This is a genomic window from Mycetocola spongiae (assembly GCF_020424085.1).
GTDB lineage: Bacteria > Actinomycetota > Actinomycetes > Actinomycetales > Microbacteriaceae > Mycetocola > Mycetocola spongiae.
Map to the genome: position 1 here is coordinate 1,070,214 of NZ_CP080203.1, position 15,539 is coordinate 1,085,752.

Genomic DNA, 15,539 nt, shown 5'->3' on the forward strand with positions numbered 1-15,539 from the left:
TAATGACGGACGCATGTCCGAACATCACTCTGAAGGATGATATCCATCATAAAAGGCGTTATCCTACGACATGCGCGAGCGCGGCCCCCGCGGAGAGAAACTCGCCCGGTTCCCGCAGCTGTCCAATCGTTCCCGACCGCTGGGCCAGCACGGGCGCCTCCATCTTCATGGCCTCCATCACCGCGACCTGCTCACCCTCGGCAACACTCGCCCCCTCGGCCACCAGCCAGGACACCAGCGTGCCCGTGATCGGCGCGGGAAGCTCGGCGGGATCCGCGGCCGCGGCCGGCGCGACCGGGGCCGCGGTCATACCCGCACTCCCCAGACCGGCCAGCAGCGAGGAGGGTAGTCCCAGGCTCACCCGGCGGCCATCCACCTCGATAAAGGTGCGGGTCAGGCCCTCGCCGGCCGTCTCCGGAACGCGCGGGGCGATCGTGATCTGCTCGGCGAAGACCGTCTCGATCCAGCGGGTATGCACGGCAAAGCCGCCACCCGTGAAATCGGGGTGCTCCATCACGGCGCGGTCAAAGGGCAGCACGCTGGCCACGCCCTCGATCTCAAATTCGGCCAGGGCGCGGCGGGCGCGGGAAATGGCCTGCTCGCGGGTGGCCCCGGTCACGATCAGCTTGGCCATCATCGAGTCGAAGGACGCCGCCACGCTCGAACCGGTCTCAACACCGCTATCCACGCGAATGCCGGGACCCGAGGGGGCACGGAAGCGGGTGATCTCGCCGGGGGTGGGCAGGAAGCCGCTGCCGGGATCCTCGGCGTTAATCCGGAACTCAAAGGAGTGGCCGCGCGGCTCGGGCGTCTCGGTGATGCTCAGCGGCAGGCCATCGGCGATGCGCAGCTGCTCGATCACGAGGTCGATCCCCGCGGTCTCCTCGGTGACGGGATGCTCCACCTGGAGGCGCGTATTCACCTCGAGGAAGGAGATGGTGCCGTCCTCGCTGAGCAGGAACTCCACGGTTCCGGCCCCGCGATAGCCGGCCTCGGCACAGATCCGGCGCGAGGCATCGTGAATATTCTCGCGCTGCTCCGGGGTCAGGAACGGCGCGGGGGCCTCCTCCACCAGCTTCTGGTTGCGGCGCTGCAGCGAGCAGTCCCGGGTGCCCACCACCACCACGGTGCCGTGATTATCGGCGAGGATCTGGGCCTCGATATGGCGCGGATTGCTCAGGAAGCGCTCCACAAAACACTCGCCGCGACCAAAGGCCGCCACGGCCTCGCGCACCGCGGAATCAAAGAGCTCGGCCACCTCGTCCAGGCGCGTGGCAATCTTCAGCCCGCGCCCGCCGCCGCCAAAGGCTGCCTTAATCGCGATCGGCAGGCCGTGGGTCTCGGCAAACGCGAGGACCTCCTCGGGACCCGAAACGGGATCGGGGGTGCCCGCCACGAGCGGGGCTCCCACGCGCTCGGCGATCTTACGCGCCTGCACCTTATCGCCCAGCAGGTTAATGGTCTCCGGGGTGGGACCGATCCAGATCAGGCCCGCGTCGAGCACCGCGCGGGCAAACTCCGCGCTCTCGGAGAGGAAGCCATAGCCGGGGTGGACCGCATCGGCCCCCGAGCGCTCGGCGATGGCCAGCAGCTTGGGGATATTCAGATAGGTCTCGGCGGGACGCTGCCCGTCCAGCGCATAGGCCTCGGTGGCCGCCGAGACGTGCAGGGCGCGCGCATCGGCATCGGCATAAACGGCCACCGATTCCACGCCATAATCGGTCGCCGCGCGGGCGATACGGACGGCAATCTCGCCGCGGTTGGCAATTAGGATTTTTTTCACGACTGGTCCTCGGTAAAGCGGGTGATGGGGCGGAAGCGGATGCGTGCGCCGATGGGTATTTGGCCGGCCAGGTCCAGGTGATGCGGCGCGATAGCACCGATCACGGGATAGCCGCCGGTGAGCGGATGATCGGCGAGGAAAAGCACGGGCTGGCCGCTGGCCGGCACCTGAATCGAGCCCACAACGGTGCCCTCGCTGGGCAGCTCATGCGTGATCTCTCGTTCAAGCGCGGTCTCTCCCGCGAGGCGCAGGCCCACCCGGTTGGACTGCGGGGTCACGGTCCACTCCTGTTCGGCGAGCGCCGCCACGGCCGCGGGGGTGAACCAGTCGGTGCGCGGTCCGAGAACCACGTCGAGTTCCACGATCTCGCCGGCCGCGGGATAGCTCGGTCCCGGATCATATCCGGCATCCACGCTGCTGCGCGGACCGGCCTCGACCCGCGCGTGCAGCGTATCCCCCGCGGCCACGGGTTCGGGGCCCACCCGGGCGAGGGTATCGGTGGAGGCGCTGCCCAGCACGGGCTGCACGGCAAATCCGCCGCGCACGGCGAGATAGCTGCGCAGGCCGCGGGTGGGTGCGGATAGTTCCAGGCTCTCGCCCGCGGCGAGTGCAAACGGTACGCCCGGTCCCGCGGTGCGGGTATGCCCGCTTTCCGCGGTGATGAGCGCCCCGGCCTCGGCCCCGGTGATGGCCAGCACCACGGGCAGCAGGGCGCGCACGGAGAGGCCGCCATAAACAATTTCCAGGGTGGGTGCGGCCGGATCATTGCCCACGAGGCGATTGGCCGCGCGCAGCGAGCGGCGGTCAAGCGCGCCCGCGGCCGAGACACCCTGCCGCGCCTGGCCCGGGCGGCCGAGGTCCTGGAACAGGGTCTGCATGCCGGGGGTGAGTACCTCCAGTACCGCGGCGGCTGACCGCGCGGGGGCGGTTATGGTGTGCGCGGCCGCGGGGGCCGCGACGGTGCCGGAGGCGGCCCCTGTGATGATCGGATCCACGGCGGCCCCGGCACCCGCATCGCGGAAGCGCACGCGGAAACCGGGCTGGAGCAGCGCGGGAACCTCGCGGTTGAGGTCCCACATCGGCACATCGGTCACGCCGATGATCTGCCAGCCGCCCGGGCTGGCCTGCGGATAAACGCCGCTGAAGGTGCCGGCCAGGCCCACGGCCCCGGCGGGGATGCGGGTGCGCGGGGTCGCGCGGCGCGGCACGTCCAGCGCGGGGTGTCCCCCGGCCAGATAGGCAAAGCCCGGGGCAAAACCGGTGAAGGCCACCGTATAGTCGCGCCCGGTATGCAGCGCGATGACCTCCTCCGGGGTGACCCCGAGCAGCGTCCCCACCTCGGCGAGGTCCTCCCCGCTATAGCGCACGGGTAGCTCCACAAGCACACCATCGCCGCGGGTCACGCGGCCCAGGGAACGCCCGGCGATATTCTCGCGGATCGCGCGCGCATTCGTGCGGGAGGGCATAAAACTCACCAGGATGGTGCGGGCGGCGGGGATGAGTTCCAGGACCCCGGGGAGGGGGTCGCCGTTGAGGGAGTCCAGCAGCGCGAGCGTCTCGTCGAGGTCCTCGAGTTCGATCAGCAGCGCGTCCAGATTTACCGGCAGAAAACGCATGTGGTTCCTTTTATACGTGATACGAGGAATCGGGCACGTCGGTGATAAACATGTGGCCCGGTGAGTGGGTGATGGCGAAGGGAACACCCGAGGCCATGACCGCCGCCTGCGGGGTCACCCCGCAGGCCCAGAACACGGGAACCTCGCCCGGTTCGATCCGCACGGCATCACCAAAATCGGGCGCGCCCAGATCCGTGATACCCAGCAGGCCGGGCTCACCCACGTGCACGGGTGAACCGTGTACCGAGGGGAAGCGCCCGCTGATGGTGGCGGCATCGGCCACCCGGTCGGCGGGGATGGGCCGCATCGAGACCACCATCTCGCCGTGCAGGCGCCCCGCGGGACGGCACTGCCGGTTGGTGCGATACATCGGCACATTGGTGCCATCGGTGATGTGGCGCACGTCGATTCCGGCCTCGCGCAGCGGGGTCTCAAACGTGAAGCTACAGCCGATCAGGAACGTCACCAGGTCGGGGTATTCGGCCCAGACCGCGCGCGCATCCGGGATCTCCTCGGCCAGTTTGCCATCGCGCCAGACCCGGTAGAGCGGAATATCGGTGCGCAGGTCCGCGCCCGGGGCGAGCACCGTGTGATGCGATCCGGCATCGGTCACATCCAGCACGGGGCAGGCCTTGGGATTGCGCTGGGCGTAGAGCAGAAAATCATAGGCCCAGTCCCGCGGCAGCGAGATCATATTGGCCTGGGTAATGCCGGGGGCGATGCCCGCGGTGGGCTCCACGGCCCCCGCGCGATAGCGCTCGCGCGCGGCCTCGGCGAGCGCGCTCAATTGCCACCCCCGGTGATAAAGGAGGACACCGTGACGCCCTCGGCGAGCAGGCGTTCGCGCACGCGCCGCGCCATCTGCACCGCGCCCTCGCTATCGCCGTGCACACAGATCGAATCGGCGGTCAGCGGGATCACGCTGCCGTCGATTGCGGTGATGGTGCCCTCGGTCACCATCTGCAGCATCCGCTCGGCCACGAGGTCGGCATCGTGCAGCACGGCACCGCGCTCGCGCCGCGAGACCAGCACCCCCTCGGGGGTATAGGCGCGGTCGGCAAACGCCTCCGATACGGTGCGCAGGCCGCGCTCGGCGGCCAGTCGCAGCACGGTGGATCCGGCGAGGCCCATCAGGACCAGCGCGGGGTTGCTGGCCTGGACCGCGGTAATCACATCATTCGCCTGACGCTCGTCATGCGCGATGGTGTTATAGAGGGCACCGTGCGGCTTAACATACTGCACGCTGCCCCCCACCGCCGCGGCCATGCCGGTCAGTGCACCGATCTGATAGATCACATCGGCGACGAGGTCGGCGCTGTCCACGTCCATATTGCGGCGGCCAAATCCGGCAAGATCGCGATAGCCCACATGGGCCCCGATCACGACGTTTTTTTCCACCGCACCGAGGACGGTCTGCATGATGCCGCGCGGGTCTCCCGCGTGGAAGCCGCAGGCCACGTTGGTGGAAGAGACGATATCAAGCATGGCTCGATCATCGCCCAGGGTCCACCGGCCGAAGCCCTCGCCGAGGTCGCTATTAAGATCAATGCTGGTCATGATGTACTCCCGAGTTGAGGTTAGGAACCGATGCCGAGGAACGCGAAGATCGGCACCACGGAGACCACGCCCATATACCAGGTGAGGCCGGTCACGGCGGTGCCCAGCAGCAACAGCCAGTACGGATAGTGGTATCCGTTCATCAGGTCGCGGCGGAACCAGCCGACATACATAAAGATTGTCAGACCGATCGGCAGGATCAGGCCGTTAAAGCCTCCCGCGAAGACCAGCAGGGCCGCCGGGGCGGTCCCGAGGAACGCGAAGATCACGGCGGAGACCACGATAAAGACCACCGTGGCGAGGTTGCGTCCGCGCAGCGTGATCTTCTCGTTGAAGACGGTGATGAAGGAGATCGAGGTATAGGCGGCACCGATGATCGAGGTGATACCGGCCGACCACAGCACAAGACCAAACGCGCGCAGACCAAACTCGCCCGCGGCGGCCTGGAAGGCCTGTGCGGCGGGGTTGGCGCCCTGTCCCGAGGTATCGATGATGACTCCCGAGGCGACCACACCGAGGATCGCGAGGAACAGCACGTAGCGCATGATTCCGGTCACCAGGATGCCGTTCAGGGCGGCGGTCGAGACCTCCTTGATGTTGTGGACGCCGGCGGTGCCCGAGTCGAGGAGCTTATGCGCACCGGCATAGGTGATATAACCACCCACGGTTCCACCCACGATGGTGGTGATCGTGGCGAAGTTGATCTCATCGGGCCAGACGGTCTGGCGCAGCGCCTCGCCCACGGGCGGGCCCGAGACGATGGCCACATAAACGGTGAGCAGGATCATCAGCAGGCCGAGGACCACCATGATGCGGTCCACGGCGATGCCCGCGCGGCGGGAGAGGAAGATGCCCACGGCGATCGCGGCGCTCAGGAGGCCACCGATCTTGGCATCCCAGCCGAGCAGGGCGTTCAGGCCGAGGCCCGCACCGCCCATATTTCCGATGTTAAAGACGAGGCCGCCGAAGATCACCAGGACGGCGAGCAGATAGCCGCTGCCGGGGATCGCGGTATTGGCGAGCTCGGCGGCGCGCTTACCGGTCACGGTGACGATGCGCCAAATATTGAGCTGGACGATGAAGTCGATCAGGATCGACGCCAGGATTCCGAAGGCAAAGGCGGCACCCATGGTCGCGGTGAAGGTGGCGGTCTGGGTGATAAAGCCGGGGCCGATTGCCGAGGTGGCCATCATGAAGATGGCGCCGATCAGCGAGGCCTTGCGGGCCTTGGCGAAGCCGGCGGCCTGGGCGCCGATGCCGGGATCCCCGGCGGGTGCCGCGGAACTCTGCGGCTGGGGGGTGGGTTCAGTCATGGGGTCTCTGTCCGGTTTGGGGTTCCAGGGGAAGGAACGCGGGCGGGGTGACGGCTGCCAGATAGCGAGGTACGTGCCTCGTCCCCCGCGCCGACCGGCGGCCACTGTGCCGTCGCCCGAGTGCGGGAGTGAGTATTGCCCGATCCTATACTCTGATGAACAATTAAGCCAAGATTGTTGAGCAATGTTAATCTGGCCGAAACAAACGGGGCCCGGGATCGGCTCGGATACACTGGGGCCATGCCGCGTCGCACACCCCCCGCCGAGCCCACACTGACCTCCCCCATCGCCGTGATTGGGCTCTCCGGTCAGGTGGCCAGCGATCTGCGCGGCCGGCTCGTGCGCGGCGAGCTTGCACCCGGCCAACAGCTCTCCGAGACCGCGCTTGCGCATACCCTCGAGGTCTCCCGCAATACGCTACGCGAGGGCTTCCGCATCCTCACGCAGGAGGGCCTGCTCACGCATGTGCCACACCGGGGTGTTTTTGTGGCCACCCCGTCGATCGCTGCAATCATCGATATCTATCGGGTGCGCCGGATCATCGAGGGCCAGGCCGTGATCATGGCCTCCCGGCGGCACCCCGCGAGCTTCCGGATGCGGGCCGCGGTCGAGGCGCAGGAGGCGGCCCGCGACCTGGGCGACTGGGTCACGGTGGGTACCGAAAATATGCGCTTTCACGGCGCGATCGTGGCGCTCTCCGATAGCGAGCGGCTGGGCGTGCTCTATTCCAGCATCGCGGTGGAACTGCGGCTCGCCTTTGGGCTCCTGGACGATCCCGAGTTTCTGCACGCCCCGTATGTCACCCAGAACCGCGAGATCCTGGAGCTCTTTGAGGCCGGCAATAATGCCGCGTCCGCGGCGCTGCTGGATGACTATCTGGTCACCTCGGAGCGCACGGTCCTCGCGGCCTATTCGCGCCTAACCGAGGATTAGCGCGCGGCCACGCCTACGGGGTGGCAAAAATCGCGCGCACCTCCTCGTGGCATAGCCCATTGCTCGCGATTCCCGTGCCCGCATAGATTCCCGCGCTGCCATCCAGCGCACCAAATACGCCCCCGGCCTCCCCGATAATCACGGGCATCGGGGCGAGATCATAGGGCTGCACGGTGAAATCGATCACGGCCTCCGCGCGCCCCGAGGCCACCATCGCATAACCAAACGCATCACCCCAGGTGCGCGGAATGGCCCGGGCCTCCAGGACCCGCGCAAACTGTGCGGGTGACCAGTCCTCGATCCAGGTGGAGAGAATATGCGCGCCCTCGAGCCGCGCCCGCTCCGAGACATGGAGCCGCTCGGAGCCGTTCCAGGCACCGCGGCCGCGCTCGGCCTCGATAAGCATTCCCGCGCTGGGTGCGTAGATCCCGCCGTATTCAATCTCCCCCGCGGCATTTTCATAGGCCAGCAGGGTGGAGTACAGCGGGACGTGGTGGATGAAGGACTTGGTGCCATCAATCGGGTCGATGATCCAGCGTCCCCCGCTCTCCCCACCCTCCTCGCCAAATTCCTCGCCGAGGATGCCGTCCTCGGGGAAGGCCTCGCGCAGCCACCCGCGCAGCCGCGATTCCACATCGCGATCGGCCTCGGTCACCGGGGTGCCATCGCCCTTTTGCACGATGCGAAACGAATCGGATTCATACCAGTGCCGGGCCAGGTCTCCGGCCTCGCGCAATAGCTGTGTGGCCCGGCTCGCGCGGGCGGAAAACGAGGGGATCATCGGAGTCCTTTCGGGGTGAGGGGGGCCGCCACGGGCCAGTCCAGGTCCAGTCCCAGCAGGGACTCGAGGTGTGCGCCCAGCGCGTATACGCCCAGGTCATCGGCGCGCGCACCGATCACCTGCACGCCGAGGGGAAGGCCCTCCGCGCTGAGTCCCGCGGGCAGCGCGAGGGCGGGCTGCCCGCTCTGGTTAAACCACGCGGTGAACTGCGTATGGTGCAGCAGTGTGGGGTGGTCGTCGGGGCCGTGGGCCTCCGCGGCAAAACGATGCACCGGGATCACCGGGGCCAGCAGATAGTCCACCTCGGCGGTGGCCTCGCGGAGCCGGGCGACCGCCGCGGAGATATGGTGGTGGGCGCGCTCCAGATCCACGGCGCTCAGGAACTCAGCGCCGGCGCTCCACTCGCGCACCCGGGCCAGCGTGCGTTCGGGATACGCGGAACCCAGGCGTTCGGTCACGGCCTTCACCCGCAGCACCAGGTCGATGGCCAAAAAATCCTCCTCGCCGAGGCCCGGGGATACCGCGGTCACCCGGTATCCGGCGGCCGCGAGCGTCTCGGCGGCATGCGCGAGTACGGTGCGGGTCTCCCGGTCCGGCTCGGTGCCGTAGCCCATCGAGGAGATCACCCCGATGCGGGCACCCCCGGGGGCGGCGGGAAGCCGCGCGGGCCACTCGCGCCCGGGCAGGCACCACGGGTCCTCCGGGTCGGGGCGCGCGATCACACTAAAGAGCGCATAATTATCGGCTACCGTGCGCGACATGGGCCCGGCGGAGCGCATCATCGATTCGGGGGCATAGGCAATTGAGCCCTGCGTGGGTTTCAGCGCAACGAGTCCGCAGTGTGCCGCGGGGAGCCGGACCGAACCGGCAATATCGGTGCCCACGGCGAGCGCGCCGATCCCGGCGGCGAGCGCGGCCGCGGCCCCGGCGCTCGAGCCCCCCGGGCTCAGCGCGGGCGACCACGGGTTGCGGGTGATACCAAATTGGGAGCCGATCCCTGTCGCGAGCATCCCAAAATCGGGCATCGTGGTTTTGCCCAGGATCACGGCGCCCGCCTCGCGCAGCCGGCGCACGGGTGCACTATCGTGCCGGCTCACGGCGCCCGTGGAGGAGGCCGAGCCGTGCCAGCGGGTGAGCCCGCGCACGTGGAAGCTGTCCTTTACCGTAATTGGTATACCGTCAAGTGGACCAATCTCAGCCCCGCGCGCATACCGCTCGGCGCTTGCCCCGGCGGCCGCTTCGGCACCCGACTCATCCAGATCGATAAAGGCGTTGAGGGTTTCCGAGGTGGCCTCGGCGGCCGCGAGATTTCTGCGCGTCTCGGCGAGCACTTCGGCGGAATCGCGGCGAAAATCGCGGCCCAGTTCGGCGAGTATGGCTAGTCTTGGTGACATCGGATTATCCCCCGGCACGGGCCCCTGGGGGCGATCGGAACACCCCAAAAATTCGGGGTATACAGGTTGTGATTTTTCAGCCTATACTGCACAACAGCGGTTCCGATAGTGTGAACCAAACGCTAAATGGTATACCTAGAAAGGTCCATTCATGGCCAGTACGGATGAGGTGACACAATCACTCTTTGAGGTATTGGGCGCGGCCCGCAGCGAGGGCCAGACCAAGCTGCCACCCGAACGGGAACTGGCCGCGAGCCTCGGCACCTCACGCACCACGCTGCGCCGCGCACTGGAAAACCTGGAGCGCCGCGGCATCATCACCCGCGTGCTTGGCCGCGGCGGCGGATCGTTTCTCACCGGGAATGTGGACCTCTGGGGCCTGACCCCCGGGGCCGCGACCCGCAAACTCGAACGCAGCCTCAACGGAGTGGTTGGTGTGCCGCAGATGTTGCGCGCCCAGGGGTTCCGCGAGGGAACCCGCATCATCGGTACCGCGATCGAGCAGGCCACCGCCGCCGTGGCGCTCGCCCTGGACATCGCCCCGGACTCCCCCGTGATTAATCTGCGTCGCCTGCGCTTCGCCGATGATCAGCCGCTCTCCCTGGAGCAGATGTTTTTGCCCCTCGAGCGGTTCCCCGATCTGCTGGAACAGCAGCTCACCCATTCCCTCTACGACATCCTGGATACCCATTTTGGTGTCCGGGTGGCCTATTCGGAGGAGGTTATCGAAGTGGATAACCTTCCCGATCATGCCATCGCGCTACTGGGGCTGCCCACCGCGCGACAGGCCTTCCTGGTGCGCCGCATCGCCTATGACGCCGATCACCGTCCGATTGAAACCTCCATCGACCTCTTCCGGCTCGATCGCACCCGGCTCAGCGTGCGCACCGAAAACCCCACCCAGAGCGGGGCACTCAGCGTCATTCCCGGCGCCTAGGGCCCCACCCGCCACACCCCGTTCACTCCGACTCAATGAAGAGACGAGATAACCATGACTCAAACGATCCAAAAACCACCGGGGCTGCGCGCCCTCTCCGGCACCGCGCCGGCCATCTCGCGCTGGGCGGACCGCCATCCCGCGCTGGCCCTGCTCGACTCGATGCTGCGCGGCTTTGGCCAGATCTGCCTGATGAATAATCCCCTCTCCGGCCTGCTCGTGGTGGTGGCCATCGCCGTGGCCAGCCCCTGGCTGGCCGTGAGCTTTGTCCTCGCCGGGCTCGCGGCCACCGCGGCCGCGCACGGCTTTGGTTATGACCGCGGCGTGATCCGCGCGGGCCTGTTCACCTTTAACGGTGCGCTGATGGGCCTGCTCGCCGGGGCGTTTTTAACCCCGATGGGCGAGCCGCGCATCCTCGTCTATGCGGTCATCGCGGCAATCGTCACGGTGCCCGTGATGAACGCCACCGTGCACTTTTTTGTCGTCACCCTCAACGCCCCCGCGCTCTCGGCCACGTTCTCCTTTGTGGGCCTCACCGCGCTGCTGGTGGCCCCGGTGATGGCCAATAGCCTCGCAAATGTTGCCATGTTTGCCCCGCTGGAGCGCACCCTCGGGGCCCCCGATACCGCGCTGCGCACAGCCTCGGGTGAACAGGTTTCGCTGCTCGACGGGCTCTTTAACGCCGTATTTCGCGGGGTCAGCGAGGTATTCCTGATCGATAACGTGATCACCGGGGTGATCCTTGTGCTTGCGTTTTTGGTGTGTTCGCGCGTGGCGGCCGGGATGGCGATCCTCGGCTCCCTCACGGGTGCGCTCACAGCGCTGCTGATGGGGGCGGACGGGCACACCATCTATCTGGGACTCTGGGGCTATAACGCGGTGGTTGTGGCCATCTGCCTGTTTGGGGTCTCCCTCGAACCGCGCATCGCCGCGTTTATCTATACCCTCGTGGCCTGCGCCGCCTCGGCCGTGCTCTACGGGGCCCTCGTCCAATTTTTGGGAGCCTGGGGCCTGATCCCGCTGAGCCTGCCGCTGGTGATCGTGATCATCGGTTCGGTCATGGCCCTGCACTCCTCCGCCCGCATCCCCGTGGTTCCCATCGCCGAATATTCCACCGCCGAGGAGCGCCGCATCCGGGCTCTCGCGGCCACCCGAAAGTAGGTATCGATTATGTCCCTAGATTCCCTGCGCTCCGCCGCATTTGACGGCGAACTCACCGCCCTGGACTGGAAGCCCAGCGTGGCCCAGGTGCCCTCCCCCAGCTGGTGGGCCTCCGATAGCGCCATCTATTCGGCCACCACCGCCGATGGCCGGGCCATCCTCGCCAAGGTGGTCAGCCCCGTGGCCTGGGCCTTCCGTAACCTCGGCCCGGTCTTTGCCGCGGGCCGCGCCGCGGGAGAGGCCGGGCTCGGGCCGCGGCAGATTGCGGCCGACCCCGCGACCGGCGTGGTGCTCTACGAAAAATTGGATGCCCGCTGGCGCGTGGGCCGGCTGGATCTGCTGGCCGATCCGCGCACGCGCCGCGGCGTCCTCGCCGAACGCCGGGCATTTGGTGCGCTCGCGCTGGGCCTGCCCGAACGCGATCATTATGCCGAGATTCTTGGCGCACGGGATGAGGCGCTGGATGCAAATATTATCGTGGACCCTCGGATTCTTGCGCTGATCGAGGAGGTTCAGCCCTATCGGGAGGGCCTCGAAACGCTGCTCGCGGAGCGGCCCCGGGTATCCTCCGCGGGCGAGGGAACGGTCTCCAATTTTATGATCTCCGATACCCGCGCCGCCCAGCTTGTGGGCTGGGGCTCGGCCTGCACCCTGACCGATCTGGGCGAGATCGCCACGCTGGCCGCGGAGCTGACCCCCGCGGTGATTTCCGTGCCCACGTTGCTGCGCGAATATCGCGATAGCGAGCCCGATGCGCGCGAGATTGCCGCGGTGGAGCTTTTGGCGCTGCTGGATGATGTGCGCTGGGCGATGCTGCTGGTGCTGCGCGCCGAACGCGAACCCAATCCCGATCTTGACGTCACCAAATACGCGCTCTGGCGCATGACCAAGGCCCAGCTGGCCCTGGGTCTTTATCGCAGCAACCACGAGGGGGTCCTGAAATGAGCACCATCAGCGCACACGATCTGATCCGCAGCGTCGTGGATAAAAACGAAAACTGGCGCGGGCGCGCGATCCAGATGCACCCCGTGAGCGGCGGAATCACCAATGAAAACTATGTGATCTCGGTGGACGGCCTGCCCCAGCGCATGTTTGTGAAGATCCCCGGGCTGGGCACCGAGCGGTTTATCGACCGCGCGGTGGCCAATAGCGCGGGGGCAGCGGCCGCGGAGCTGGATATCAGCCCGCGCGTGCATTTTTTTGATCCCGAGACCGGCGTGGAATTCACCGGATTTTTTGAGGGCTATCGGGCAGCCACCACGCGGGATTTCCAGTCCCTGGACTTCTGCCGCGAGGTTATGGGGCTCTACCGCCGCTGGCATTCCACGCCCCGCCTGGAACAGACCAAAACCATGTTTGACATGGTGGATGAGCATCTGGAGCAGGTAGACGCGGATGGCATTAGGCTTCCCGAATGGACCGCGGAGATCCTGGGCGAATACGAGCGCATCCGCGCCCGCTTCGAGGAATCGGGGCTGGATATCGTGCCCGCCCATAACGATCCCATGCCCGGGAATTTCCTCGTCGCCGAGGGCTCCCCGATGAAGCTGATCGATTTTGACTATGCCTCCAATAATGAGCGCAGTTTTGAGCTGGGGCTGATCCTCACCGAGATGTTTGTCTCCGATGAGGACGCGCGCACGCTGGTGGCCGATTATGCGGGAGGCCCCGATGAGCGGCTCTATGCCCGGGCGCAGATCTCGCGCGCCGTGGCCGATACCAAATGGGGCCTCTGGGGAATGATTAACTCGCATTCGCGCGATGAGGATTTTGATTATTTTAAATACGGGCTGTGGAAGCTGCAACGGGTTTTTGCGATCACCCGCCATCCCGAATACAACACCTGGTTTAACGCGATATGACCCGCGCTGATTTTCTGGCCGATTTCCGGGAGCTCTCCGCGCTGGGTGCCCTGCCCTCGGGCGGCCTGCACCGCCTCGCGGGTGGCGCCGCGGACGGCGAGGCCCGGCGCTGGCTGATCTCCTGGTTTCGCGAGCACGGTTTGGACCCGCGGGTGGATCGCGTGGGCAACGTATTTGGGCTGCGCGAATTTGATCCGGCGCTGCCCTATCTGCTGCTCGGCTCCCACCTGGATTCCCAGCCCTCGGGCGGGCGCTTCGACGGACAATACGGGGTACTCGCCGCGGCCCATGCCGCGGCGAGTGTGGTGGTTCCAACCCGGCCCCGGGTGAACCTCGCGGTGGTGTCCTGGACCAATGAGGAGGGCGCACGCTTTGCCCCCTCCGTGATGGGTAGCTCGGTTTTTGGCGGGGATCTGCCCGCGGAGGCCGCGCTCGCCGCGACCGATGACCTGGGGATCACCCTCGCGCAGGCCCTCGCCGATATTGGCATGCCCGCGGGGCTCGCGCCACCGATCTTCCATCTGCCGCCCGCGGGATACCTGGAGGTGCACGTCGAGCAGGGCCGCTATCTGGAGGATCATGGGCTCAATATTGCCGCGGTGGATCGCTGCTGGGGTGCCGCCAAGCTGAGCGTGGAGGTGCGTGGGGAGCAGGCCCATACCGGGCCCACGGTCATGGCCGATCGCCGGGACGCACTGGTCGCCGCCGCCCGGCTGGTGACGGGGCTGGCCGAGCTGCCGGAACGGTTTCCCCCGGGACTTATCCATACCTCGGTGGGCTGGTTGCAGGTCCTCCCCAATTCGCCCAATGTGGTGCCCGCACTGGTGCGGTTGCGCGCGGAGATTCGCTGCGAGGACCCGGCGCTGCTCGCCGAGGCCACACGGGTCTTTGAGCACGAGCTCTGTGCGGCGGAGTCCGTCTGCGAGGTGGTGATCACTCAGCGCTCGCTGCGGCCCGCGGCCGTGGTGGATGCGGAGGGTGCCCGGCGCGTGCTGGAGGCCGCGGAATCGCTTGGGCTCACGGCGGTGCTGCGGCCCACGATTGCCGGTCACGATGCCGTGGTGCTGTCCCGGCATATGCCCACGTCGCTGTTTTTTATCCCCAGCGCGGGCGGTATCACCCATAATGAGCGGGAGTTCACCGCGGACCGGGATCTGCTGAACGGGGTGGATCTGCTGCGCGAGCTGGTGCAACGGACGCTATAGGCGCTCGCCGCGGCGCGGCCCCGGAAAAAATGCCGCCCCCGATCCGGGGATCGGGGGCGGCAGCAGGGAGATAAACGCTATGCGCCCACCGCGGCAAGCCACTGTGCCACGCTGCGCGGGTGCAGGCCCAGCAGGGTCTGTGCCGAGTTCTCGGCGGCGATCACATTGGAGTTGCGCTCGCCCAGGGCGTGATAGAGCCCCACGATCGGTGCGCTGGCCTCGGGGCCAAACATCGGGATGATGAGCTCACCAAACTGATCGGGGCTGATCGCCTCGAAGCTCACGGCGCGGCCCAGGTGCGCGGCAAAACCAGCGGCCAGGTCCTCGCCGCTGAGGCCGGGGAGCGCGCCCACGGCGACGGTGCCGGTCACGGTGGGATCGGTCAGCAGGCGCGCGGCCACCACGGCCACGTCCAGGTGCGAGCTCCAGGACACGGGATAACCGGAGGGAAGCGGATAGCGCAGCACACCCTCCTCGCGGGCGGGCCCGGCGATCATCGGCAGCAGCAGGTTTTCCAGGTAGAGGCGCGGGGCCACCACGGCGAGCGAGACGCCGCTGGCCGCGATGCCCGAAATGAGCGTGGCGATCGCGCTCTCGGGGGCTGCCTGCAGGGCTGCCCCGGGCTCGTCCACGATCGCACCGCTGGTGGAGACCACCACGCGCGCGGGCTTGGCCTCGGCCACGGCGGCCACGATCGATCGGGCAAAGCCAAGAATCTGATCGGGTGCGCCCAGGGGCAGGTGGATGAAGACTCCCTCGGCCCCGCGATAGGCGGCGATCAGCGAGTTGGTATCGGCGAGGTCCACGGCGATGCCGTGTACACCCTCGGGCAGGCCGCGGGGATCGCGGACCGCGGCGGAAACATCATGCCCCGCGGCAATAAGCTCGGCGAGGACGGGGGAACCCTGGGCACCGGTGGCGCCATGTACGATATAAGTCATGTCTCTATTAGTGCATACGGTGCACCGGTTACGTCAACTGCACTAATAGGATTTGG

Annotated in this window: 14 protein-coding genes; 6 read left to right on the forward strand and 8 right to left on the reverse strand. The window is 67.1% G+C overall.

Annotation, left to right across the window (positions count from 1 at the left end; genetic code table 11):
* Nucleotides 1-58: 58 nt before the first annotated feature.
* Genes KXZ72_RS04925 through KXZ72_RS04945 form a run of 5 tightly spaced genes read right to left on the reverse strand, consistent with a single transcriptional unit; the run spans nucleotide 59 to nucleotide 6,269 of the window.
* Nucleotides 59-1,783 carry an acetyl/propionyl/methylcrotonyl-CoA carboxylase subunit alpha gene (locus KXZ72_RS04925; RefSeq protein ID WP_226082623.1) on the reverse strand — a complete coding sequence of 575 codons (1,725 nt, stop codon included), beginning with the start codon at nucleotides 1,781-1,783 and terminating at the stop codon, nucleotides 59-61.
* On the reverse strand, nucleotides 1,780-3,399 hold the full coding sequence (locus KXZ72_RS04930; protein ID WP_226082624.1) for a 5-oxoprolinase subunit B/C family protein: 1,620 nt from the start codon (nucleotides 3,397-3,399) through the stop codon (nucleotides 1,780-1,782). The genes KXZ72_RS04925 and KXZ72_RS04930 overlap by 4 nt, the downstream gene beginning before the upstream one ends.
* A gap of 10 nt (nucleotides 3,400-3,409) precedes the next feature.
* Nucleotides 3,410-4,186: a putative hydro-lyase gene (locus KXZ72_RS04935; RefSeq protein WP_226082625.1), complete on the reverse strand. Its 777-nt coding sequence runs from the start codon at nucleotides 4,184-4,186 to the stop codon at nucleotides 3,410-3,412.
* Nucleotides 4,183-4,956: a LamB/YcsF family protein gene (locus KXZ72_RS04940; protein WP_226082626.1), complete on the reverse strand. Its 774-nt coding sequence runs from the start codon at nucleotides 4,954-4,956 to the stop codon at nucleotides 4,183-4,185. The genes KXZ72_RS04935 and KXZ72_RS04940 overlap by 4 nt, the downstream gene beginning before the upstream one ends.
* A 20-nt stretch (nucleotides 4,957-4,976) precedes the next feature.
* The gene (locus KXZ72_RS04945) at nucleotides 4,977-6,269 is read right to left on the reverse strand and encodes an NRAMP family divalent metal transporter (RefSeq protein ID WP_404823666.1); all 1,293 of its coding nucleotides are present in this window, start codon (nucleotides 6,267-6,269) and stop codon (nucleotides 4,977-4,979) included.
* A 240-nt stretch (nucleotides 6,270-6,509) separates the two neighbouring features.
* On the opposite strand from KXZ72_RS04945, the gene KXZ72_RS04950 reads away from it, so the two are divergent.
* On the forward strand, nucleotides 6,510-7,202 hold the full coding sequence (locus KXZ72_RS04950; RefSeq protein WP_226082627.1) for a GntR family transcriptional regulator: 693 nt from the start codon (nucleotides 6,510-6,512) through the stop codon (nucleotides 7,200-7,202).
* 13 nt (nucleotides 7,203-7,215) lie between these two features.
* On the opposite strand, the gene KXZ72_RS04955 is transcribed toward KXZ72_RS04950, so the two are convergent.
* Nucleotides 7,216-7,983 carry an inositol monophosphatase family protein gene (locus KXZ72_RS04955; protein ID WP_226082628.1) on the reverse strand — a complete coding sequence of 256 codons (768 nt, stop codon included), beginning with the start codon at nucleotides 7,981-7,983 and terminating at the stop codon, nucleotides 7,216-7,218.
* Nucleotides 7,980-9,377, reverse strand: coding sequence for an amidase (locus KXZ72_RS04960; protein ID WP_226082629.1), 1,398 nt, complete (start codon nucleotides 9,375-9,377; stop codon nucleotides 7,980-7,982). Before KXZ72_RS04960 ends, KXZ72_RS04955 begins: the two co-directional genes overlap by 4 nt.
* Before the next feature lie 151 nt (nucleotides 9,378-9,528).
* Here KXZ72_RS04960 and KXZ72_RS04965 point away from each other — a divergent pair, with 151 nt between their 5' ends.
* The 5 genes from KXZ72_RS04965 to KXZ72_RS04985 are packed head-to-tail and all read left to right on the forward strand — an operon-like array spanning nucleotide 9,529 to nucleotide 14,542.
* Complete coding sequence (locus tag KXZ72_RS04965) at nucleotides 9,529-10,314, forward strand: GntR family transcriptional regulator (protein WP_226082630.1); 786 nt, start codon at nucleotides 9,529-9,531, stop codon at nucleotides 10,312-10,314.
* 54 nt (nucleotides 10,315-10,368) lie between these two features.
* Nucleotides 10,369-11,475 (forward strand): urea transporter, encoded by a 1,107-nt coding sequence (locus KXZ72_RS04970; RefSeq protein WP_226082631.1) that lies wholly within the window; start codon nucleotides 10,369-10,371, stop codon nucleotides 11,473-11,475.
* Nucleotides 11,476-11,484: 9 nt separating this feature from the next.
* Nucleotides 11,485-12,420 (forward strand): hypothetical protein, encoded by a 936-nt coding sequence (locus tag KXZ72_RS04975; protein WP_226082632.1) that lies wholly within the window; start codon nucleotides 11,485-11,487, stop codon nucleotides 12,418-12,420.
* A complete protein-coding gene (locus tag KXZ72_RS04980) occupies nucleotides 12,417-13,337 on the forward strand; it encodes a choline kinase family protein (protein ID WP_226082633.1) in 921 nt (306 codons plus the stop codon). The genes KXZ72_RS04975 and KXZ72_RS04980 overlap by 4 nt, the downstream gene beginning before the upstream one ends.
* Nucleotides 13,334-14,542, forward strand: a complete 1,209-nt coding sequence (locus KXZ72_RS04985) for a M20 family metallo-hydrolase (protein ID WP_226082634.1) — start codon at nucleotides 13,334-13,336, stop codon at nucleotides 14,540-14,542. Before KXZ72_RS04980 ends, KXZ72_RS04985 begins: the two co-directional genes overlap by 4 nt.
* A gap of 77 nt (nucleotides 14,543-14,619) precedes the next feature.
* Here the strand turns inward: KXZ72_RS04985 and KXZ72_RS04990 are convergent, their stop codons facing one another.
* Nucleotides 14,620-15,483 carry an SDR family oxidoreductase gene (locus tag KXZ72_RS04990; RefSeq protein ID WP_226082635.1) on the reverse strand — a complete coding sequence of 288 codons (864 nt, stop codon included), beginning with the start codon at nucleotides 15,481-15,483 and terminating at the stop codon, nucleotides 14,620-14,622.
* Nucleotides 15,484-15,539: the final 56 nt, after the last annotated feature.